Source organism: Hymenobacter sp. B1770 (genome assembly GCF_049896385.1).
Taxonomy (GTDB): domain Bacteria; phylum Bacteroidota; class Bacteroidia; order Cytophagales; family Hymenobacteraceae; genus Hymenobacter.
The window spans coordinates 411,438-427,139 of record NZ_JAFCUF010000001.1 but is presented as its reverse complement, the minus strand read 5'-3'; the positions used below and the strand labels follow the sequence as shown (position 1 = coordinate 427,139).

The 15,702-nt window shown below is 61.5% G+C and carries 16 protein-coding genes and 1 tRNA gene; 6 read left to right on the top strand and 11 right to left on the bottom strand.

Going from position 1 to position 15,702, the window contains the following annotated elements:
• Positions 1 to 71 precede the first annotated feature (71 nt).
• The 3 genes from ACP7AJ_RS01735 to ACP7AJ_RS01725 all read right to left on the bottom strand — a co-directional run bounded on the left by ACP7AJ_RS01735 (position 72) and on the right by ACP7AJ_RS01725 (position 3,628).
• Positions 72 to 2,639 carry a YfhO family protein gene (locus ACP7AJ_RS01735; protein ID WP_426058458.1) on the bottom strand — a complete coding sequence of 856 codons (2,568 nt, stop codon included), beginning with the start codon at positions 2,637 to 2,639 and terminating at the stop codon, positions 72 to 74.
• A 138-nt stretch (positions 2,640 to 2,777) separates the two neighbouring features.
• Entirely contained in the window at positions 2,778 to 3,038 is a 261-nt protein-coding gene (locus tag ACP7AJ_RS01730) for a DUF4834 family protein (RefSeq protein WP_426058457.1), read from the bottom strand.
• A 149-nt stretch (positions 3,039 to 3,187) separates the two neighbouring features.
• On the bottom strand, positions 3,188 to 3,628 hold the full coding sequence (locus ACP7AJ_RS01725) for a hypothetical protein (RefSeq protein WP_426058456.1): 441 nt from the start codon (positions 3,626 to 3,628) through the stop codon (positions 3,188 to 3,190).
• Between the two features lie 138 nt (positions 3,629 to 3,766).
• Here ACP7AJ_RS01725 and ACP7AJ_RS01720 point away from each other — a divergent pair.
• Positions 3,767 to 3,839, top strand: a tRNA-Thr gene (locus ACP7AJ_RS01720).
• Between the two features lie 197 nt (positions 3,840 to 4,036).
• A complete protein-coding gene (locus ACP7AJ_RS01715; RefSeq protein ID WP_426058455.1) occupies positions 4,037 to 4,561 on the top strand; it encodes a ferritin in 525 nt (174 codons plus the stop codon).
• Between the two features lie 25 nt (positions 4,562 to 4,586).
• Here the strand turns inward: ACP7AJ_RS01715 and ACP7AJ_RS01710 are convergent, their stop codons facing one another.
• Entirely contained in the window at positions 4,587 to 5,687 is a 1,101-nt protein-coding gene (locus ACP7AJ_RS01710; RefSeq protein WP_426058454.1) for an ATP-binding protein, read from the bottom strand.
• A gap of 159 nt (positions 5,688 to 5,846) precedes the next feature.
• Positions 5,847 to 6,074: a hypothetical protein gene (locus ACP7AJ_RS01705; protein ID WP_426058453.1), complete on the bottom strand. Its 228-nt coding sequence runs from the start codon at positions 6,072 to 6,074 to the stop codon at positions 5,847 to 5,849.
• Between the two features lie 336 nt (positions 6,075 to 6,410).
• On the opposite strand from ACP7AJ_RS01705, the gene ACP7AJ_RS01700 reads away from it, so the two are divergent.
• On the top strand, positions 6,411 to 7,544 hold the full coding sequence (locus tag ACP7AJ_RS01700) for a flavin monoamine oxidase family protein (RefSeq protein WP_426058452.1): 1,134 nt from the start codon (positions 6,411 to 6,413) through the stop codon (positions 7,542 to 7,544).
• A 255-nt stretch (positions 7,545 to 7,799) separates the two neighbouring features.
• Here the strand turns inward: ACP7AJ_RS01700 and ACP7AJ_RS01695 are convergent, their stop codons facing one another.
• On the bottom strand, positions 7,800 to 8,897 hold the full coding sequence (locus tag ACP7AJ_RS01695) for a BamA/TamA family outer membrane protein (protein ID WP_426058451.1): 1,098 nt from the start codon (positions 8,895 to 8,897) through the stop codon (positions 7,800 to 7,802).
• Positions 8,894 to 9,256: a transmembrane 220 family protein gene (locus ACP7AJ_RS01690; protein WP_426058450.1), complete on the bottom strand. Its 363-nt coding sequence runs from the start codon at positions 9,254 to 9,256 to the stop codon at positions 8,894 to 8,896. The genes ACP7AJ_RS01695 and ACP7AJ_RS01690 overlap by 4 nt, the downstream gene beginning before the upstream one ends.
• Before the next feature lie 144 nt (positions 9,257 to 9,400).
• Here ACP7AJ_RS01690 and ACP7AJ_RS01685 point away from each other — a divergent pair, with 144 nt between their 5' ends.
• A complete protein-coding gene (locus ACP7AJ_RS01685; protein ID WP_426058449.1) occupies positions 9,401 to 10,867 on the top strand; it encodes a PQQ-dependent sugar dehydrogenase in 1,467 nt (488 codons plus the stop codon).
• Positions 10,868 to 10,879: 12 nt separating this feature from the next.
• Positions 10,880 to 11,272, top strand: a complete 393-nt coding sequence (locus ACP7AJ_RS01680; protein WP_426058448.1) for a c-type cytochrome — start codon at positions 10,880 to 10,882, stop codon at positions 11,270 to 11,272.
• A gap of 27 nt (positions 11,273 to 11,299) precedes the next feature.
• Here ACP7AJ_RS01680 and ACP7AJ_RS01675 read toward each other — a convergent pair whose 3' ends face one another.
• The 3 genes from ACP7AJ_RS01675 to ACP7AJ_RS01665 are packed head-to-tail and all read right to left on the bottom strand — an operon-like array spanning position 11,300 to position 13,364.
• A complete protein-coding gene (locus ACP7AJ_RS01675) occupies positions 11,300 to 12,079 on the bottom strand; it encodes a geranylgeranylglyceryl/heptaprenylglyceryl phosphate synthase (RefSeq protein WP_426058447.1) in 780 nt (259 codons plus the stop codon).
• Positions 12,051 to 12,980: a hypothetical protein gene (locus ACP7AJ_RS01670; RefSeq protein ID WP_426058446.1), complete on the bottom strand. Its 930-nt coding sequence runs from the start codon at positions 12,978 to 12,980 to the stop codon at positions 12,051 to 12,053. Before ACP7AJ_RS01670 ends, ACP7AJ_RS01675 begins: the two co-directional genes overlap by 29 nt.
• Positions 12,981 to 12,986: 6 nt before the next feature.
• On the bottom strand, positions 12,987 to 13,364 hold the full coding sequence (locus tag ACP7AJ_RS01665) for a phage holin family protein (RefSeq protein WP_426058445.1): 378 nt from the start codon (positions 13,362 to 13,364) through the stop codon (positions 12,987 to 12,989).
• 149 nt (positions 13,365 to 13,513) lie between these two features.
• Here ACP7AJ_RS01665 and ACP7AJ_RS01660 point away from each other — a divergent pair, with 149 nt between their 5' ends.
• Positions 13,514 to 14,833, top strand: a complete 1,320-nt coding sequence (locus ACP7AJ_RS01660) for a J domain-containing protein (protein ID WP_426058444.1) — start codon at positions 13,514 to 13,516, stop codon at positions 14,831 to 14,833.
• 99 nt (positions 14,834 to 14,932) lie between these two features.
• Here ACP7AJ_RS01660 and ACP7AJ_RS01655 read toward each other — a convergent pair whose 3' ends face one another.
• Positions 14,933 to 15,508, bottom strand: a complete 576-nt coding sequence (locus tag ACP7AJ_RS01655; protein WP_426058443.1) for a fasciclin domain-containing protein — start codon at positions 15,506 to 15,508, stop codon at positions 14,933 to 14,935.
• Positions 15,509 to 15,702 lie beyond the last annotated feature (194 nt).

The following is a 15,702-nucleotide window of genomic DNA, read 5'->3' as shown; positions in this document are numbered from 1 at the left end:
CGGAAGGGTAGCCAACTCAGCGGCGGGGTTGCGTGGGGCCCTGCCAAAATCAGCGCCCCACGCGAACGCCTTTAGGCCAGCGGAGCGTCAGCCACCGGAGCATCAGCATCTTGCTTGCGGCGCGAGGCGTACACACCCGCCCCTACCAATACCAGCAGCAGCGCAATGCTGGAAGCCAGCGAAACACCGTTGCCCACGACGTACGATTTGGGTTCGAAGCGGAACTCGATGGTGTGCGAACCTGCCGGCACCGGCATGGCGCGCAGCACGTAGTCGGCCCGCAGGTGCGGCACGGGTTTGCCATCGAGGAAGGCCTGCCAGCCATCGGCGTAGTAGATTTCAGAGAACACCACCATGCCATCCCGGGGTGCCTGGTAGGTGTATTTCAGCTCGTCGGGGCTATAGCCCGTCAGCTTGATGGTAGCCCCGGTGATGTCATAAGTCGCGGCTTTTTGCTGCGGAAACTTGCTCACATCTACCACTGCCTCCGTGGCCGGATTCAGGGTATTGAGAGCAGCCATTTCCTCATCGGGGCTGTTCACGGTTTTAACCTCGCTCACAAACCAGGCATTGCCCAGGGCGCCGGGGTTGCGCTGCACGGGCTGCTTGGGGTCGCCGGTGATGAGGTAGCGGGTGTTCAGCATGTTGAGCACCTGCTGATTGTTGTTCGAAATCTGGCGCTCGATGAGGTCCTGGTAGCGGCGCAGCTTGGCCCCATGGTAGCCCCCAATGCTCTTGTGGAAGTAAGAGGTCTGCGCCTCGTTGAAGGGGTTCTGCATGTTGAGAACGCGGTAGCTCAGGCCCGGGTCTTGCAGAATCATCTGGTCGGCGGGCGAGGGCTGGAAGGCCTCGGCAATGGTCTCGCGCTGGAATTTATCCGTGCCGAGGTAGCGCTTGTCGACGCCCCACAAGTCTACCAGCACCAGCAGCACCATGAGGGCTGCTGCCGGCATAGCCTCCAGCCGCCCTTTGAGGTAGAAGTACAGCACCGCCAGCGCGGCGCCAATGAAGAGCAGCCCGCGCCACACGTCGCCGCGCAGCAGGTCGGCCCGGTCGGCGCGCAGGGCGCCTAGCAGCTCCGGCGTGAAGCCCTGCTTGGTCAACTCATTGTCGATGGGCGCTGCAAAATCGAAGCTGAAGCTGGCCAGATACGCCAGCACGCACAGGCCGGCCGTGATAGCGCCGGCATACAGCACCTTGGGCAGCAAGGCCGCCGCTTCGCCCGACATAGGCACTTTAGCCGCTCCGGCCGCTTTAGCCAGCGCGGGGTGCTGCTGGGCATCGGCCGGAGCCAAGGGCTGCGGCTTGGCGCGGGGCCGCAGCACGCGGCTCAAGGCCAGCGCGCCTAGAATGGGCATGGCCAGCTGGGCAATAACCAGAGCCATGCTCACGGCCCGGAACTTGTTGTAGCCCGGCAGAATATCGAAAATCAGGTAGTTGAAGCTCTCGAAGTTCTTACCCCAAGCCAGCAGAATGGAAAGGATGGTGCCCGCCAGCAGCCAGTAGCGCGTGCGCTTCTCAACCACAAATAGCCCCAGAATAAACAGAAAGCACACCACCGCACCCATGTAAACCGGGCCAGCCGTGTAGCTCTGCTGGCCCCAGTAGGTGGGCATGCCCGAGAGATATTCCTGGGGCAGGCCGGCTTTGGCCAGGTTCGAATCGGTGCCGAGGGGCATGGCGCTGGCGCCGCCGTAGAAGTTGGGAATGAGCAGGGTGATGGTTTCGCCCACGCCGTAGCTGTACTGGAAAGCATAGTCGCGGTCGACGCCGGTGCTCTCGTCGTCGGGGTTGGTAGCCGAAGCTTGGCCGGGCGCCGGGGTCTTGAGCTCGGTGCGGCCGCGGTTGCTGTACTTGCTGTATTCCAGGGTGGTGTAGAGGCGGCCGAAGCTCACGCCTACGGCCAGTGCCGCGCCCAGGCCCAGCAAAGCCGTGCGTTTCAAAAACTCGGGCAGGCGACCAGCCCGGGCGGCTGCCACCAATTCGATGATGCCGAAGATGACTACCAGCAGCATCAGGTAATAAGTAATCTGGAGGTGATTGGCGCGCACGTTCAGGGTGAGGCCCACGGCGAAGAGCGCGGCCCCCAGCCACTTGTCGCGGCGGTAGGCCACCAGCACGCCGCCCAGCACCAGGGGTGCGTAAGCCAGGGCAATGCTCTTGGTGTTGTGGCCCGCGGCCAGAATGGCGAGGTTGTAGCTCGAAAAGCCAAGCGCCACGGCCCCGGCCACGGCCACCAGCGGCCGCACGCCCAGCGCCACCAGCAGAATGTAGCCGCACAGCAGCGCCAGAAACAGATTGGCCACCACGGCAGGCAGGCCCAGGGTCAGGATTTTTTGCAAGTACCCCGACCAGTCGCCGGGAAAGTGCAAGCTGATGAGGTAGGTGGGCATGCCCGAGAACATAGAGTTGGTCCAGAGCGCTTCTTTGCCCATGGCTTTGGCGTACTCCTGCGCCTCGTGGGCTCCACCCTGAAACTGGGTAATATCGTGCTGGGCCAACGTCTTGCCCTCGAACACAATGGGCGAGAAATACAGGCAGGCCAGCAGCACGAAGAACAGCACCGCCAGCACGTGAGGCAAAGCCCGGCGCCACCACGGCGCGGACGAAACAGAAGAAGCAGAAGCAACAGCAGCCATCAGGGCAATTTTAGGGAACACAAAAACGTGCCCGAAGGTACAGTCGCGCAGGGTTATGCAAGCCGAAAAGAGGTTTCGCCAAGTTGCCGTTGTGGCCAACCTCGCGAAACCTCTTTCCAACTTGCGCAACCGTGCGCCCTATTTCACTTCTTCATAATCAACGTACTCACCGCCTTTGAAGCCCGGTGGCTTCTCCGCTTCGGGCGCGACAGGGGGCACGTAGTCTACCCGAACTTCGCCGGGCACGGGCGGTGGGCCCGGACGCGACTGCGGGGGCACCACAAAGCCACCGTTGCGCATTTGCTTGCGCACAAAGCCAGCCAGCACCAGCCGCAGCACGATGGGCAGCACATAGCGCACCGCCACAAAAACCAGAATTAAGATTAACCAGAACTTCATAATCTAGAAACATAAACGCCGCCGCAAGGTACAGCCAGCGGCGAAAGGCGACCGAACCACGAGCCACCTGCTGCTCTCAACGACTTCGCGGCCGCAAAAGCTCCCGCGGGACTAGAACCGGGCCCAATGCCGTTACAGAACCAGAAAAACTACCGGCGCTTCCGCAGAGCCTGCGCCACGGCGCCGGCCACCAGTCCACCCGCCGTGTACCAGGCCACGGTCATGGCCTGGGTTTGAGGCGTGCGGTTGCTGGGTGCTTCGCCCAGGCCCAGCGGGCCCGGCAGCAGCACCCCGCCCACGCCAGCGGCCACGCCCAGCAACAGCCCCCGGCGCAGCGAGTGGCGGCCGCTCCCCACCAGGGTGTAGTAGAGGCCATTGCTGAGAATATCGCCGGCCATGGTCATGCCAAACAAGGTGTCGTTATTGGGCTGGGGTAGGTCGGCTTTGCCCAGCAGCTTGCGCAAGCCCCGCATGCCCAGCACGTCCATGCGGGGGGCATCTTCGGGCCGCAGGTGACGGACGGTTTCGTGAATGGCGGTGAGAACCACGGCCCCGGCAAAGCCGGCAGCCAGCGAAGGCAAGAGTTTCATAGTAGCAGGATAGAGTGGCATTGGTAGAACGCTGACCGCGAGGTGAGGTTGCCAAACTTTTCCACGGTGGCGGTTGCGCGGCTTCCGGCGCATCGCCTATCTTTGCACTCCCTTCCAAAATCGTTGGCCGGGAAATAAGCCTCTTTAGCTCAGTTGGTAGAGCAGCTCATTCGTAATGAGCAGGTCGTTGGTTCGAGTCCAATAAGAGGCTCCCCCTTGCAAACCCGGAGAAATGCTTCCTGCCCGGCAGAAGCGCTTCTCTGGGTTTTTGCGTTTTCGGCCTAGGGGCTTTTCATCGGGTCCGCGAAGAAATTACCCTGCCCTTCGCCGGCCTTTGCACGTAAGTACTATTTTCGACCGAGGCCCTCTACCTGGAGCGGTCCGTCCATCATCTTAGCCTGCCTACGTATGCTCACTCAATCCATCAAAGACGCGCTCAACCAACAGATTGCCATGGAGGCGCAATCGTCGCAAGCCTATCTGGCCATGGCCTCGTGGGCCGAAATTCAGCCGGGACTGGACGGCGTCACCAACTTCTTCTACCAGCAAAGCAACGAGGAGCGGGTGCACATGCTCAAGCTCATTCGCTACGTAAACGAGCGGGGCGGCTTTGCCGTGGTGCCGGCTTTGCCGCAGCCCGTGGTCACGTTTCAGTCGCTGCAGCGCGTATTTCAGGATTTTCTGCACCACGAGATGGAGGTGTCGGCCAGTATCAACGAGCTGGTGGGACTCACTTTGCAAGAGCGAGATTTTGCCACCCACAACTTCCTGCAGTGGTACGTATCAGAACAGCTAGAAGAAGAAGCCCTGGCCCGCACCCTCAACGACAAGCTCGAGCTGGTAGGCGACGACAAAAGCGGCATCTACATGTTCGACAAAGACATCCTGCTGTTTCGTGGCCACGCCGGGCCCGACAGCAACGCCACCACCTAAATTGGCCCCACCGCTTGGGCAGCCGCTAGTGGGCGGTGGCTTCGGCAGTAGCCTGCGGTATTTCCACGGTAAAGGTGCTTCCTATGCCCTCGGCGCTGTCCACGGTGATGTTGCCCCCGTGCCACTCCACAATGGTCTTGCACAGGGCCAGACCCAGCCCATTGGTTTGCTCACCGCGCAGTCCTGGGCGCCGGGCCTTGGTGAAACGCTCAAACAATTGTGGCTGCAGTGCGGCCGGAACTCCAATTCCCTCGTCGATAACCTGCAGGCGCACACTGCCCGGGCAGGCTTCTACGCGCACGACCACGCGCTTTCCATCGGGAGTGAATTTTATGGCATTGCTAACCAGGTTGGTGAGCACCTGCGTTATTTTGTTCACGTCGAGGTAGGCGTAGAGGGGTTCGGTGGGCAGCGAGTATTCAAAGACTTGGCCCAGTATGCGCTGGCCTTCTTGCAGCTCCTCGAGAAGCGCCCGCAGCACCTCGGCTACCTCAACCCGGTCGCGCTTCAGGTCGGTGTTGGCTGAAGCCAGAAACTCAATATTAACCAAGTCGCGAATCATCTTCATGCTGTTGCGGCTGGTGTTTTCCAGCACGCGCAGCATATCGCCCACGCGGCTGTTGGCTGGCACCGTCACTTCTTCGCTCAGATACTGCGCCACTTGCTGCACCACTCCAAAGGCCCCGCTCAGGTCGTGCGATAGTATCTCCAAGGCCGCATTTTTGCGGCTGTTGAAGTTGTCGGCGTTTTGCTGATACCGTTTCGCCACGCTGATGTCGCGCAAAGTGCCCCCAACGCAAACACGCCCGTTGGCGGACTGGTGGTGGGGCGTCAGGCAAAACCACTGGTCAGGCTGGCCGGGCTCCTGCAGGCGCACTTCCACCTCGTCGGCCACTTGGCCCCGCAACCACAGCTTGCAGTATTGGGTGAGGTAGGCCCGGTCGTCGGGGTGCAGGCGGGCCAGCAGGGCTGGCAACTCCTCGTTGACGTGCTCACAGCGGCCGTGCAGGACCTTTTCGTAGGCCTCATTCACAAACGTGACTCGGTCGGCAGCGACGTCATAAATAAACTGGACGTGGCTGCTAGCTGCTGCCTGGTCCACAAAGAAATCGGCAAAATCAGTCACTTAGGCCCTGTTTAATTACACCTAAAGGTACCGATTTCCACTTGTTTGGGCCAACCGAATTCAGAAGTAGCTCTGGCCACAGCCTTCTTACAGAGCAATAGATGCCAAAGTCAGCCTCAGGGCTTAGGCCCACTGGGTGGTGCCAGAGCGTTATTGTTGTTACTGAGCTGCGGCATTACGGGCCCCTTGGTCATCTTCTGAAGAAGCAGATTCTTCCAGATGCGTCAATACCTGCTCAATCGATAGTTCGCCGCGCACGAATTGGTCCAGCAGTTCCTCCTCAAACCGCTGGGGCGCGAGATGGGTGTTGTGGGTGAGGGCGAGAGCAAACCGGACTGCACGGCGGCGGCCATGCTCAGTACTCAGAAGAGGTGATTCCTGGCTCATAGAAATGAGGGAGCTAGTTTTTACAAATTTCGCCACTCTCATATGTTCCTGAAAGCTGAACAAAACCCTCTTTCCAATGAATAAAACGGTATTTTTGCCAAAAAAAGGGGGGGGGGGGGGGAATAAATACGTAGTGACTGTGGCGGACATTACCTCGTCGTCATTTTTGAGCAGTTGATGAACCTTCTGCGTAGCGCAATATCTCCGAACAGCAGCACAGGCTGGCTCTCGCTGTTTTGTCGATGCGCGCCGTTGTTGCTGCGGTGCGGGCAGCTCAGTTTACTCTGTTTGCCTGCCGCATCTGCCAAATAGTCTTTTAGTCTTTTATTCCCGCTTATGTCCACAGCATCCGACACTGCTTCCGCTGCTCCTATTATCATCATCGGAGCGGGTCTGGCCGGGCTCACAGCTGCCCAGGCCCTGCAAGCGGTGGGCCAGCCCATACTGGTGCTCGAAGCGCGCGACCGGGTGGGCGGCCGCACCTTGGCCGTGCCAGCGCTGCCCACCAGCCCAGCCGCCGATTCGCTGGACCTGGGCGCCACTTGGGGGTGGGCCCACCACCCCCACCTCATGCAGCTGCTGGCGGAGCTGGACATTTCGCCGCTCACGCAGTACAGCGCTGGCGCCACTGCCTACGAGACTCCGCAAGGCGTGCACCGCCTTCCCCATCCGTCGGGCTCGGCGGGCTACCTGCGCCTAGTGGGCGGGGCAGCGGTGCTCTGCCGCAAGCTGGCTGAGCAGCTGCCCGCAAGCTGCTTGCAATTGAATACCCGCGTGACCCGGCTGCGCCACTTGCCCGAGGGCAATGCAGTGGAAGTGCAGGCCTTGCACAGCAACAGCCTCTGCACCTACCGGGCGGCAGCCGTAGTAGTGGCGCTACCACCGCGGCTGGTGGCCCACAGCATCGCCTTCGAGCCTGCTTTGCCCGCGGCCATGCGGCAAATCATGCTCGACGTGCCCACCTGGATGAGCCACGCCATGAAAAGTGTGGCAGTTTACGAGCAGCCGTTTTGGCGGGTCCAGGGCTGGTCTGGTTTTGCCGTGAGTCAGCATGGGCCCCTGGTAGAGATTCACGACGCTTCGCCACTCTATAGCGGACTTGGCGCATTGTTTGGCTTTTTTGCTGCTCCGCACCCGCTCCGGGCGGCGCCGGCGGCGGAGCGGCAGGCAGCGGTACTAAACCAGCTTGTGCACTTGTTTGGTCCGCAGGCGGCCTCTCCCCTAGCCTACCACGAGCTGGACTGGGCGCGCGAACCCCTGACCAGCGCCCCCGGCGATGAGAATCCACCTTTGGAAGTGCCGTTGCAGGGCCCTGCCTTGCTGCGGCAACCGCAGTGGGACGGCGCCCTGCTCTGGGCCGGCGCCGAAACCTCAGCCAGTGAATGGGGCCGACTCGACGGAGCCGTGGAATCGGGCCGGTGGGCTGCTCAGCAACTTCTGCGTCAGCCAAAGCTCGACGTTGGAAATTAACTCTGTCTAATAAACGCTATTGGGCAGCAAATCGTGGGGGCTCAACCGTATTCGCTACCCCGGCGGCGATGCGCAAATAGCGCAGCCTAGAAATCACACTCATAATGGCGCTTTTTTAAACGCAAGTCAGCTCACGCTTGCCAGCACGCGTAGCGCGGGTACAGAAGGGTTACTTCGCGTTCAATGGCGTACCCATGCAGGCGTTTGAAGGCATTCCGGGACTGTAGGTGGACTTTCGGAATGGTGCACAATTGGCTAAAATGCCTCCCCAAAAGCCACATAGAAGCCGGTGTTTCCGCCAGCGCCCACCGCATAGTCGAAGCGAAGGTTCACGTTCTCCCGTTTGTCGACCAGGAAGCGCAGGCCGCCGCCAAGAGTAGGCTTAAGCTCGCCTAGGCCAAACCCTCCGAAGCCGCGGGCGACCTGCCCAGCCCCAGCAAACCCTACCACGCCCAACCGCCAGATGAGCGGCACCCGCACCTCGGCCTGGGCCGCCAGCAGTTGGCGGTCGCGAAAGCGGCCCGTGTAGTAGCCCCGCATGCCGGCCTCGGGCCCCATCAGCGCCAGCATACGAAAAGGCGGCTCCCCGGAATGAAAAGCCCCCACCAGCTGGCCCGCCAGCAGCACCCGCGACTTGAGGCGCCAGTAGCGGCGCAGGTCTAGCTCGTAGCGCGTGAAGCGGAAGTCGCTGCCCAGCCAGCCGCCGAAAAAGCTGTGCGCGAGGCGGGCATAGCCCCGGCGCTGGGGGTTGAGCAAATTGTCGCGGCCGTCGTAAACCAGCTCGTAGCCGGCGCCGCTGCTCCGACCGCCCCGGCTGCCGGCTATGTCGCCGCGCGCCAGCAGGCCGTCAGGCAGCAGGCCAAGCCCGCGCAGCTCCTGTAGCTGCAGGCGAGGGCCCGCAAACACATAGCGCCGCACCTGACGCAGTACCGCCACGCGGGCTTCGGTGCGGCGTGTGTCAAACAGCTCTTCATTGGCAGCAGGCGTGCGGTTGCCGATGCCCCAAAACAGCTCGGGAAAGCGCTGTAGCGATACAGCTCCCTGGGTCAGGTAGCATTCCTGGCGTGAGAAGAACGTCCATTCCGTGGCCAGAATCCGCTGACGGTTCTGGGTGAAGTTGGCTTCCAGCTTGGCGTTGGAAGTGCGCGTAAGGGTATCGTCGGGGTAGAGGCGCAGCGTGAATAGGGCCACCGCGCCGAGGTAGCCCTTGGTTTCGGGGGTGTAGCCAAAGGTTGGCACGGGCAGCACCCCTACCCGCCGCACCCGGCCGGAGTCGGCGGGCGTAGCTGTCTGGGCGCGTCCGTTTTGCCCTAATAGCCCCAGCAAGCAGATTAAAATAAGGCGCTGCATCATACTGCCACCTTCGAGCCAGCAGCAGAGCGGCGGTGTGCGTAGCGCCCGGCCAGCGCCAAGCAGGCCGCGCAAATCAGCAGGCCCAGGGCTTCGCGGCCTTCCTCCACGGTGGTTTGGGGGCTCATAGGGCCTGTGACCCCATCGAAGCGGCTGGGCCACCACCAGATGGCCAACCCAACGTACACAACGGTCAGGCCCCAGGGCAGCCAGGGCGACACCGCCGCCCCCGACGCCACCCAGGCCATCACCGCTGCGGGCACCAGGTAGAGCGCCACCCAGAGGGCCGGGTCGGGGTCGTTGAGCTGCAGGGCTGCAAACACCACCAACAGCAAAGCCAGGGTCCAGAACACGTAGCGCATAGGCAAAAAACAGTTGAAGCCGATGCGTGCAATACGAAAGCGTAAAGCAAAGGATACCAGCAAGCTCAACAATAACCTCAGCCTTTCTGAGGAGTATAAAGCAAGATTATTGGGGCCCGTTCTTTCTATTTTTCAGTTCGCTGTATGCCGTATTATACGCTTGCACGCCGGGCCACGCTGGCCTTGGGTTTCTTAGTTGCCGCAGGTCTTTCAGGGTGCTACAAGCTGCGCGGGCATTACGGCGGCCCCAAGTCGTTTGAACCCGTGGCCCGCACCGTAAACGCCGGCGATGTGGCCCTGCCTACTGGCTACCGCGTGGAGGCCGTCGCCCAAGGCCTTACCTACCCCACGGGAGTGGCCTTCGATGCCCAGGGCACGCCTTACGTTCTGGAGGCCGGGTATTCATACGGTGAGGTGTGGACAGCGCCGCGCCTGCTGCGCCTGCGTGCTGGGGGCCAAACCGAGGAGGTGTACACAGGCGGCAAAAATGGCCCCTGGACTGGCCTAGCCTTCCACGAAGGCAATTTCTATATCTCCGAAGGCGGCGAGCTGGAAGGCGGCCGCATCCTGCGCGTGACGCCCCAGGGCCAGATGAGCGTGGTGGTTGATAAGCTGCCGAGCCTGGGCGACCACCACACCAACGGCCCCGCCATCGGCACCGACGGCTACCTCTACTTCGGACAAGGCACGGCCACCAACTCGGGCGTAGTAGGCCCCGACGCTGCCGAATTTGGTTGGCTCACCCGCAACCCCCAGTTTCACGACTACCCCTGCGAGGACCTGACCCTGGCAGGCCAGAACTACACCTCCGACAACGTCCTCACCGAGGCCAAAGATGATAAAGCCATGACCGGCGCCTACTCGCCCTATGGCACGCCCATAAAGGAAGGTCAGGTAATAAAAGGCCAATTGCCCTGCACCGGGGCCATTATGCGGGTGCCGTTGCGGGGCGGCCCCCTGGAACTGGTAGCGTCGGGCCTGCGCAATCCCTTCGGGCTGGCTTTTGCGCCGGACGGGCGCCTGTTCACCACCGAAAACGCCTACGACAGCCGCGGCAGCCGGCCCGTATACGGCGCCGGCGACGTGCTCTGGGAAATTAAAAAAGGCACGTGGTACGGTTTCCCCGACTATTCAGCGGGAGAATCGCTGGCCCGGAAGGACTACAACGGGCCCGGCCGCAACCCCAGTCAGATACTCGCCAAGCATCCCCAGACACCGCCGAAGCCCGCGGCCGTGCTGGGCGTGCATTCCTCGTCCAACGGTTTCGACTTTTCCCGCTCGGCGGCTTTTGGCCACGTCGGGGAAGCATTTATTGCGCAGTTTGGCGACATGGCCCCGAACACCGGACGCATCTACGGGCCTGTGGGCTTTAAAGTGGTGCGCGTGAACGTGGAAAATGGTCGGGTAGAAGACTTTCTTGTGAACAAAGGCCGCGTGAACGGGCCCGGCTCCGAAATCGGCAACGCCGGCTTGGAGCGCCCCGTGGCGGCCCGCTTCTCGCCCGACGGCCAAACGCTTTACGTAGTCGACTTTGGCCAGATGCCCATGACGGAACAAGGGCCAGCGCCCAAAAAGCAGACCGGTGTGCTTTGGAAAATTACCAAAATTTAACACTCCCCGCCCATGAAACGCATCCTTGTTCTACTCTCGGCGGCTGGTTTGGGGTTGGCCGCCTGCAGCACGGCCCGCCGCTCGGAGCCGATAGCGGCCCGCACTGCAGCCATCAACAGCGAGCGGCTGGTTCGCGGCCAGGCAGTGTTCATGCAGAATTGCCAGAAATGCCACCCGGGCGGCGAAGCCGGAGCGGGCCCTCCGCTCAACAACGTTCACCTGCCCGGCGCAGCCCTGCGCTTTCGCGTGCGCGACCGCGCGTTTCTGCTTTGGCTGGGCATGATGCCGGCTTTCAAAAAAGACCGGATTAGTGCCCAGGAGCTCGACGACTTAGTGGCTTATCTCAAAGTCCTGCGCCGGGCCGAGCCCGACCGGGCACTCACGGCCGGACCGGTGAGGGATTAAAAAAGCAAGGCCCCGGGGCGGCCCGTGCTACACCAGGCTTACCGCCACCACGGCGTTGAACGACGCCACCACGCCCACAACTTCGGCCAGAAACTCCGGTTCGGCTTCGATGTGGTTGCCTACCACCACCACATCGGCCCCGGCGGCAAGGGCAGCGTACACTTTTTCGCCGGTGTTCAGCCCACCGCCCACAATAATGGGAGCGGCCACGGCTTCGCGCACAGCGGCAATCATGGCGGCCGACACCGGGTTTTGAGCACCGCTGCCGCCGTCGAGGTACATCAGTTTCAGGCCAAGCTGCTCACCGGCCAGGGCGGTGCAAGCGGCAATGCCCGGCTTGTCGTGGGGCAGCGGCATGGTGCCGCTCACGTAGGAGGCCGTTGTGGGCCGTCCCGAATCGACGAGCATGTAGCCGGTGGGCAACAGCTGCAGGCCGCTGGCGCGCAGGCGCGGCGCCGCCACCACGTGCTGGCCGATAAGAAAATCGGGGTTGCGGCCCGAAATCAGCGAGAGCAGCAGAATGCCATCGGCGGGGCCGTCGAGGTGCAGGCTATGGCTCGGAAAGAGCACTACCGGTACGGCGGAGTGCTCTTTAATCAACGCAATAAGGGCAGCCTGGTGCGAACTAAGCACCAGGCTGCCCCCCACGAAAAAGTAATCGACCGGGTGCGCCTGAGCCAGGCGCAACAAGCGTAATAGACTGGTTTCGTTTAAATTATCCGGGTCGAGCAGCACGGCCAATGCCTTGCGGCCTTGTTGCTGCCGAGTCCGGAGCGCGTCATAGAGCAGAGGTGTGGGTGGACGCATCCGGGGAATCAGGAGAAGCGAGCGAAGCGACGGGAGCAAACCCGGTTTCGGCGGGGGCGTAGGCCGGGGAACTCGCAAGGTCGGGATTTTTGTCCGCAGGGAAAAACTCGCTCACTTTTTTTGTTACCATGGCCAGGGCCACGGCGGCAGCTTGCGCTACCAGCATCTTGCCGGTATCGGACTTCAGGAAAGCCTGCAGCACCTGGCCCACCATGTTGCTGGAGCGAGGGCTAATGTACTTTCCGTTGCTGTTGGACTCCAGCTCCTCTTCTTTGTCGAAGTCGTGCGAGGTGGGCAGCCGGCGGCTGTCGTCGTAGGGCAGGTCCCGGAAGGGGTCGTCCTGAAACTCCTCGGGATTAAAGGGAGAGTTTTGCAATTGATTATCGCCAAAAGAATCAGCACTGAACAGTGCGCCCACAGCCTGGTCTTGCTCAGTAGACTGCGGTGCTGCTTTCGAGCCAAAGCCCAAATCGTCGGACTCATGCTCGTGCTCCTGCTCGAACGCACCTTCGTGGTCCTGGAAAACCCGGGCCGAATCGGCGGCCGACTTGCGATGAATCACGCTCTTGTAGCGCTTGCCATTCCCGGCCGTAAAGTATTCGTATTCGGAGCCAAAACCGTCGTCTTCTCCGTCGAAGCCATCGGGCTCGTACTCGGCGCGGTTATCGCCGGTTTGAGCATAGCGCTTGTTCTTTCTGCGCTTGCTAAAGCCGCCAAAGGCTTTGGCAATCAGCCAAACGCTACCAACTAGGCCCGCCCCAACCAGGGCTACCTTGCCTGCTTGCACCGACTTTTCTTTGATTTCTTCCACATCGCCGCGAAGGGCGCGCTCGTACTCCAGCTTTTTGCGCTCCAGAAATTCTTTTTCCTCGTCAAACAGGGGATTTTGCAGGTCACTCATAGCAGGCTAGGCTTGGCGTTTGTCAGATTTATAAATTTTGTCCTTCAGCAGCTTGGTAGCCAAGCCCTGGAAGGCAGTTTTGTCGACCCCTATCAGCACCAGCACCAGCAGCAGCAGGTAGAAGCCTGCCACAATGCCAAAGCCCCAGAAGGTGCTATCGAGGGCCGAATTAAGGGCCAGCCCGGCAAATATGCTCAGGAAGATGACGAACATCAGGCCCAAGATGGCCAGGGTTGCGCCGTGAATGGTACCCACCAACATGGTAGAAACCTTCTCCTGGATTTCCAGCCGCACCAAGTCGATGCGCGTATCAAGGTAGCCGGTCAGGTTGCCAATCAGGCTGTCGTTGCGGGGTGTTTTGGAGTTGTCGTCGTCGAGAACCATACGGCGCGAAGATTGGGGTGACAAGAATGAAGAGGGAAGCGTGGGTAGTCAGGCTATTTTATAAAATACAGCAGTTGACTGAGCCGGTTCTACGGAAAATTTGCGGGCGTGGCTGACTTTTGTGCGGTCCTTTGTGTTTGGTGCCCAGCGTGAGTCAGAATCATTATCAAGTCCTTGGCGTAGCAGCCACTGCCCCGGCCGCCGAAATCAAGCGGGCGTACCGGCAGTTGGTGGTGCGCTACCACCCCGACAAGCACGGCGGTGATGTGCGCTATGAGGAGCAGTTCAAAGCTGTGGCCCTGGCTTACCGGGTGCTCGGCGACCCCGGCCGCCGGGCCACCTACGACTTTCAGCTGGCCCAGGCGGGTCGGCGCGCCGAAGAGGCGGCCCGCCAGCAGCAACACCGACCGGCTACCCAGCACGTGTACGGAGTGCCCATGCCGCCGCCCGCTCCGCTGCGCACCCGCCCGCCTGCGGGCAGCCGCGAGCGGCACTACCAGCGCATTCCCAACCAGCGCACCAGCTTCAACCGTCGCGACTGGGTGCTCACCATTTTGTTTTTATTGGGCATCGTACTGCTTTCGCTGACTGTGAAAGTGACCATGGACCGCATCACGGCCACTAGCAACTACCGCGACGGCCTGCGCGCCTATGCCCGCGGGCACCTTGCCTCGGCCTATAGCTTCATGGAAGAAGCCCTGCACTTCCGGCCCGACTACGCTGCTGCCCTGCGCCGCCGCGGCGAGCTGGAGATGCTGCTTAACAACGACCCCGTGGCGGCCCGCAACGATTTTAAAGCCGCTTTGCTCCAGCCTTTGCCCGACCGGGCTACGGCCGACATGCTCTACCGCCTGGGCCGCTGCGAAACCGACCTGGGTCTGCACGAGTCGGCCGAGCGCAACTTCAGCCGCGCAGTGGCGCTCGATAGCACCCTGAGTGTAGCTTTCCTGTCCCGCGGCAAGGCCCGCCTGCTCGACCTTAACCAGCCTGAACTGGCCCTTGCCGACCTTTCGCACGGCCTGGCCCAGCGCCAACGGGCCGGCGCTCCGGTGCTGTGGCACTATGTGCAGGTGCGGGGCCTGGCCCTCACGGCCCTCGCTCGCTTCGACGACGCCCGCACCGACTATTTTAAGGTGCTGCAGGCCCGCCCCAAGGACGGCCGCACCCACTACCTGCTTGGCCGCCTAGCTGCCCGCACCGGCGATACGCTGTCGGCCTGTGAGTTTTACCGCCGCTCGCTGCTGCTGGGCTACGAGTATGCCCGCACATCGGAAAGCAGCTGTGATTCGTTTTTTTCAAAAGCGGCAGCGCGTCAGAAATCAGCGCAAGAGGCCCTGAGCAGCGAGCCCCCGGCCACGCCCGATGCACAACCCCAGGCGCCGGCACCACGGCAGCCCGCCGAACGGCGCGAGCGACCGGAAGCCTCTTTAAAACCTGAGCCACAGAAAAGCGCCACGGCCGAGCAGTAAGGCACGGCGGGGCCGTCCACCCCCTAAAACGCAAACCCCCGCCGCGGGCCTGAAGCCTGCGGCGGGGGTTTTTAAGTTGTGTTAGCTAGCTCAGAAGGACTACTTGGGCAGCATCACTTTGTCGATTACGTGAATCACGCCGTTGCTCTGCGTTACATCGTACGTAGAAATGCTGGCGGTGTTGCCTGACTCGTCGGTTAGCACCACATTTTGCGTACCGTTCATCATGGCCGTGAGGGTGCCGCCACTCACGGTTTTCAACGTAGCCTTGCCTTTGCCCGCCTTGATGGCAGCCATGATGGCCTTGGAGTCCATCTTGCCGGCTACTACGTGGTAGGTCAACACCTTAGATAGGGTAGCCTTGTTTTCAGGCTTCAGCAGGGTTTCTACGGTGCCAGCGGGCAGGTTTTCGAAGGCATCGTTTACCGGGGCGAACACGGTGAAAGGGCCTTTACCTTGCAGCGTTCCCACGAGGTCAGCGGCTTTCACGGCGGCTACCAGGGTGGTGTGGTCTTTCGAGTTAACGGCGTTCGATACGATGTCCTTGTTGGGGTACATCGCCATGCCGCCTACCATCACCGTGCCGGGGGTAATCATGGCCTGGGCCGAAACAGTGGAGGTAGCAGCAGCACTCAGGAGAACTGCGGCGGCGAGGGAGAACAAATGCTTTTTCATCTTTATAAATACTTGGTTGGATGTTTTGAATGATGACCCACCTACGCGGCTGGTTTGGCCACCGGATTGCGTGAGTGGAAAAGTTTCTGAAGGGGGTAGGTATCAGCCAGCAGGGGAACTCACCCTGCCGGGCACTGCCACAGCCCCTCTCCTACCTCAGCTTCGACTTCTACATCAACGTGCAGAACGCGCTG

Coding starts and splice junctions, on each gene's coding strand:
- ACP7AJ_RS01735 (WP_426058458.1), bottom strand. CDS start 2,639: ATGGCTGCTGTTGCTTCTGCTTCTTCTGTTTCGTCCGCGCCGTGGTGG.
- ACP7AJ_RS01730 (WP_426058457.1), bottom strand. CDS start 3,038: ATGAAGTTCTGGTTAATCTTAATTCTGGTTTTTGTGGCGGTGCGCTAT.
- ACP7AJ_RS01725 (WP_426058456.1), bottom strand. CDS start 3,628: ATGAAACTCTTGCCTTCGCTGGCTGCCGGCTTTGCCGGGGCCGTGGTT.
- ACP7AJ_RS01715 (WP_426058455.1), top strand. CDS start 4,037: ATGCTCACTCAATCCATCAAAGACGCGCTCAACCAACAGATTGCCATG.
- ACP7AJ_RS01705 (WP_426058453.1), bottom strand. CDS start 6,074: ATGAGCCAGGAATCACCTCTTCTGAGTACTGAGCATGGCCGCCGCCGT.
- ACP7AJ_RS01700 (WP_426058452.1), top strand. CDS start 6,411: ATGTCCACAGCATCCGACACTGCTTCCGCTGCTCCTATTATCATCATC.
- ACP7AJ_RS01695 (WP_426058451.1), bottom strand. CDS start 8,897: ATGATGCAGCGCCTTATTTTAATCTGCTTGCTGGGGCTATTAGGGCAA.
- ACP7AJ_RS01690 (WP_426058450.1), bottom strand. CDS start 9,256: ATGCGCTACGTGTTCTGGACCCTGGCTTTGCTGTTGGTGGTGTTTGCA.
- ACP7AJ_RS01685 (WP_426058449.1), top strand. CDS start 9,401: ATGCCGTATTATACGCTTGCACGCCGGGCCACGCTGGCCTTGGGTTTC.
- ACP7AJ_RS01680 (WP_426058448.1), top strand. CDS start 10,880: ATGAAACGCATCCTTGTTCTACTCTCGGCGGCTGGTTTGGGGTTGGCC.
- ACP7AJ_RS01675 (WP_426058447.1), bottom strand. CDS start 12,079: ATGCGTCCACCCACACCTCTGCTCTATGACGCGCTCCGGACTCGGCAG.
- ACP7AJ_RS01670 (WP_426058446.1), bottom strand. CDS start 12,980: ATGAGTGACCTGCAAAATCCCCTGTTTGACGAGGAAAAAGAATTTCTG.
- ACP7AJ_RS01665 (WP_426058445.1), bottom strand. CDS start 13,364: ATGGTTCTCGACGACGACAACTCCAAAACACCCCGCAACGACAGCCTG.
- ACP7AJ_RS01655 (WP_426058443.1), bottom strand. CDS start 15,508: ATGAAAAAGCATTTGTTCTCCCTCGCCGCCGCAGTTCTCCTGAGTGCT.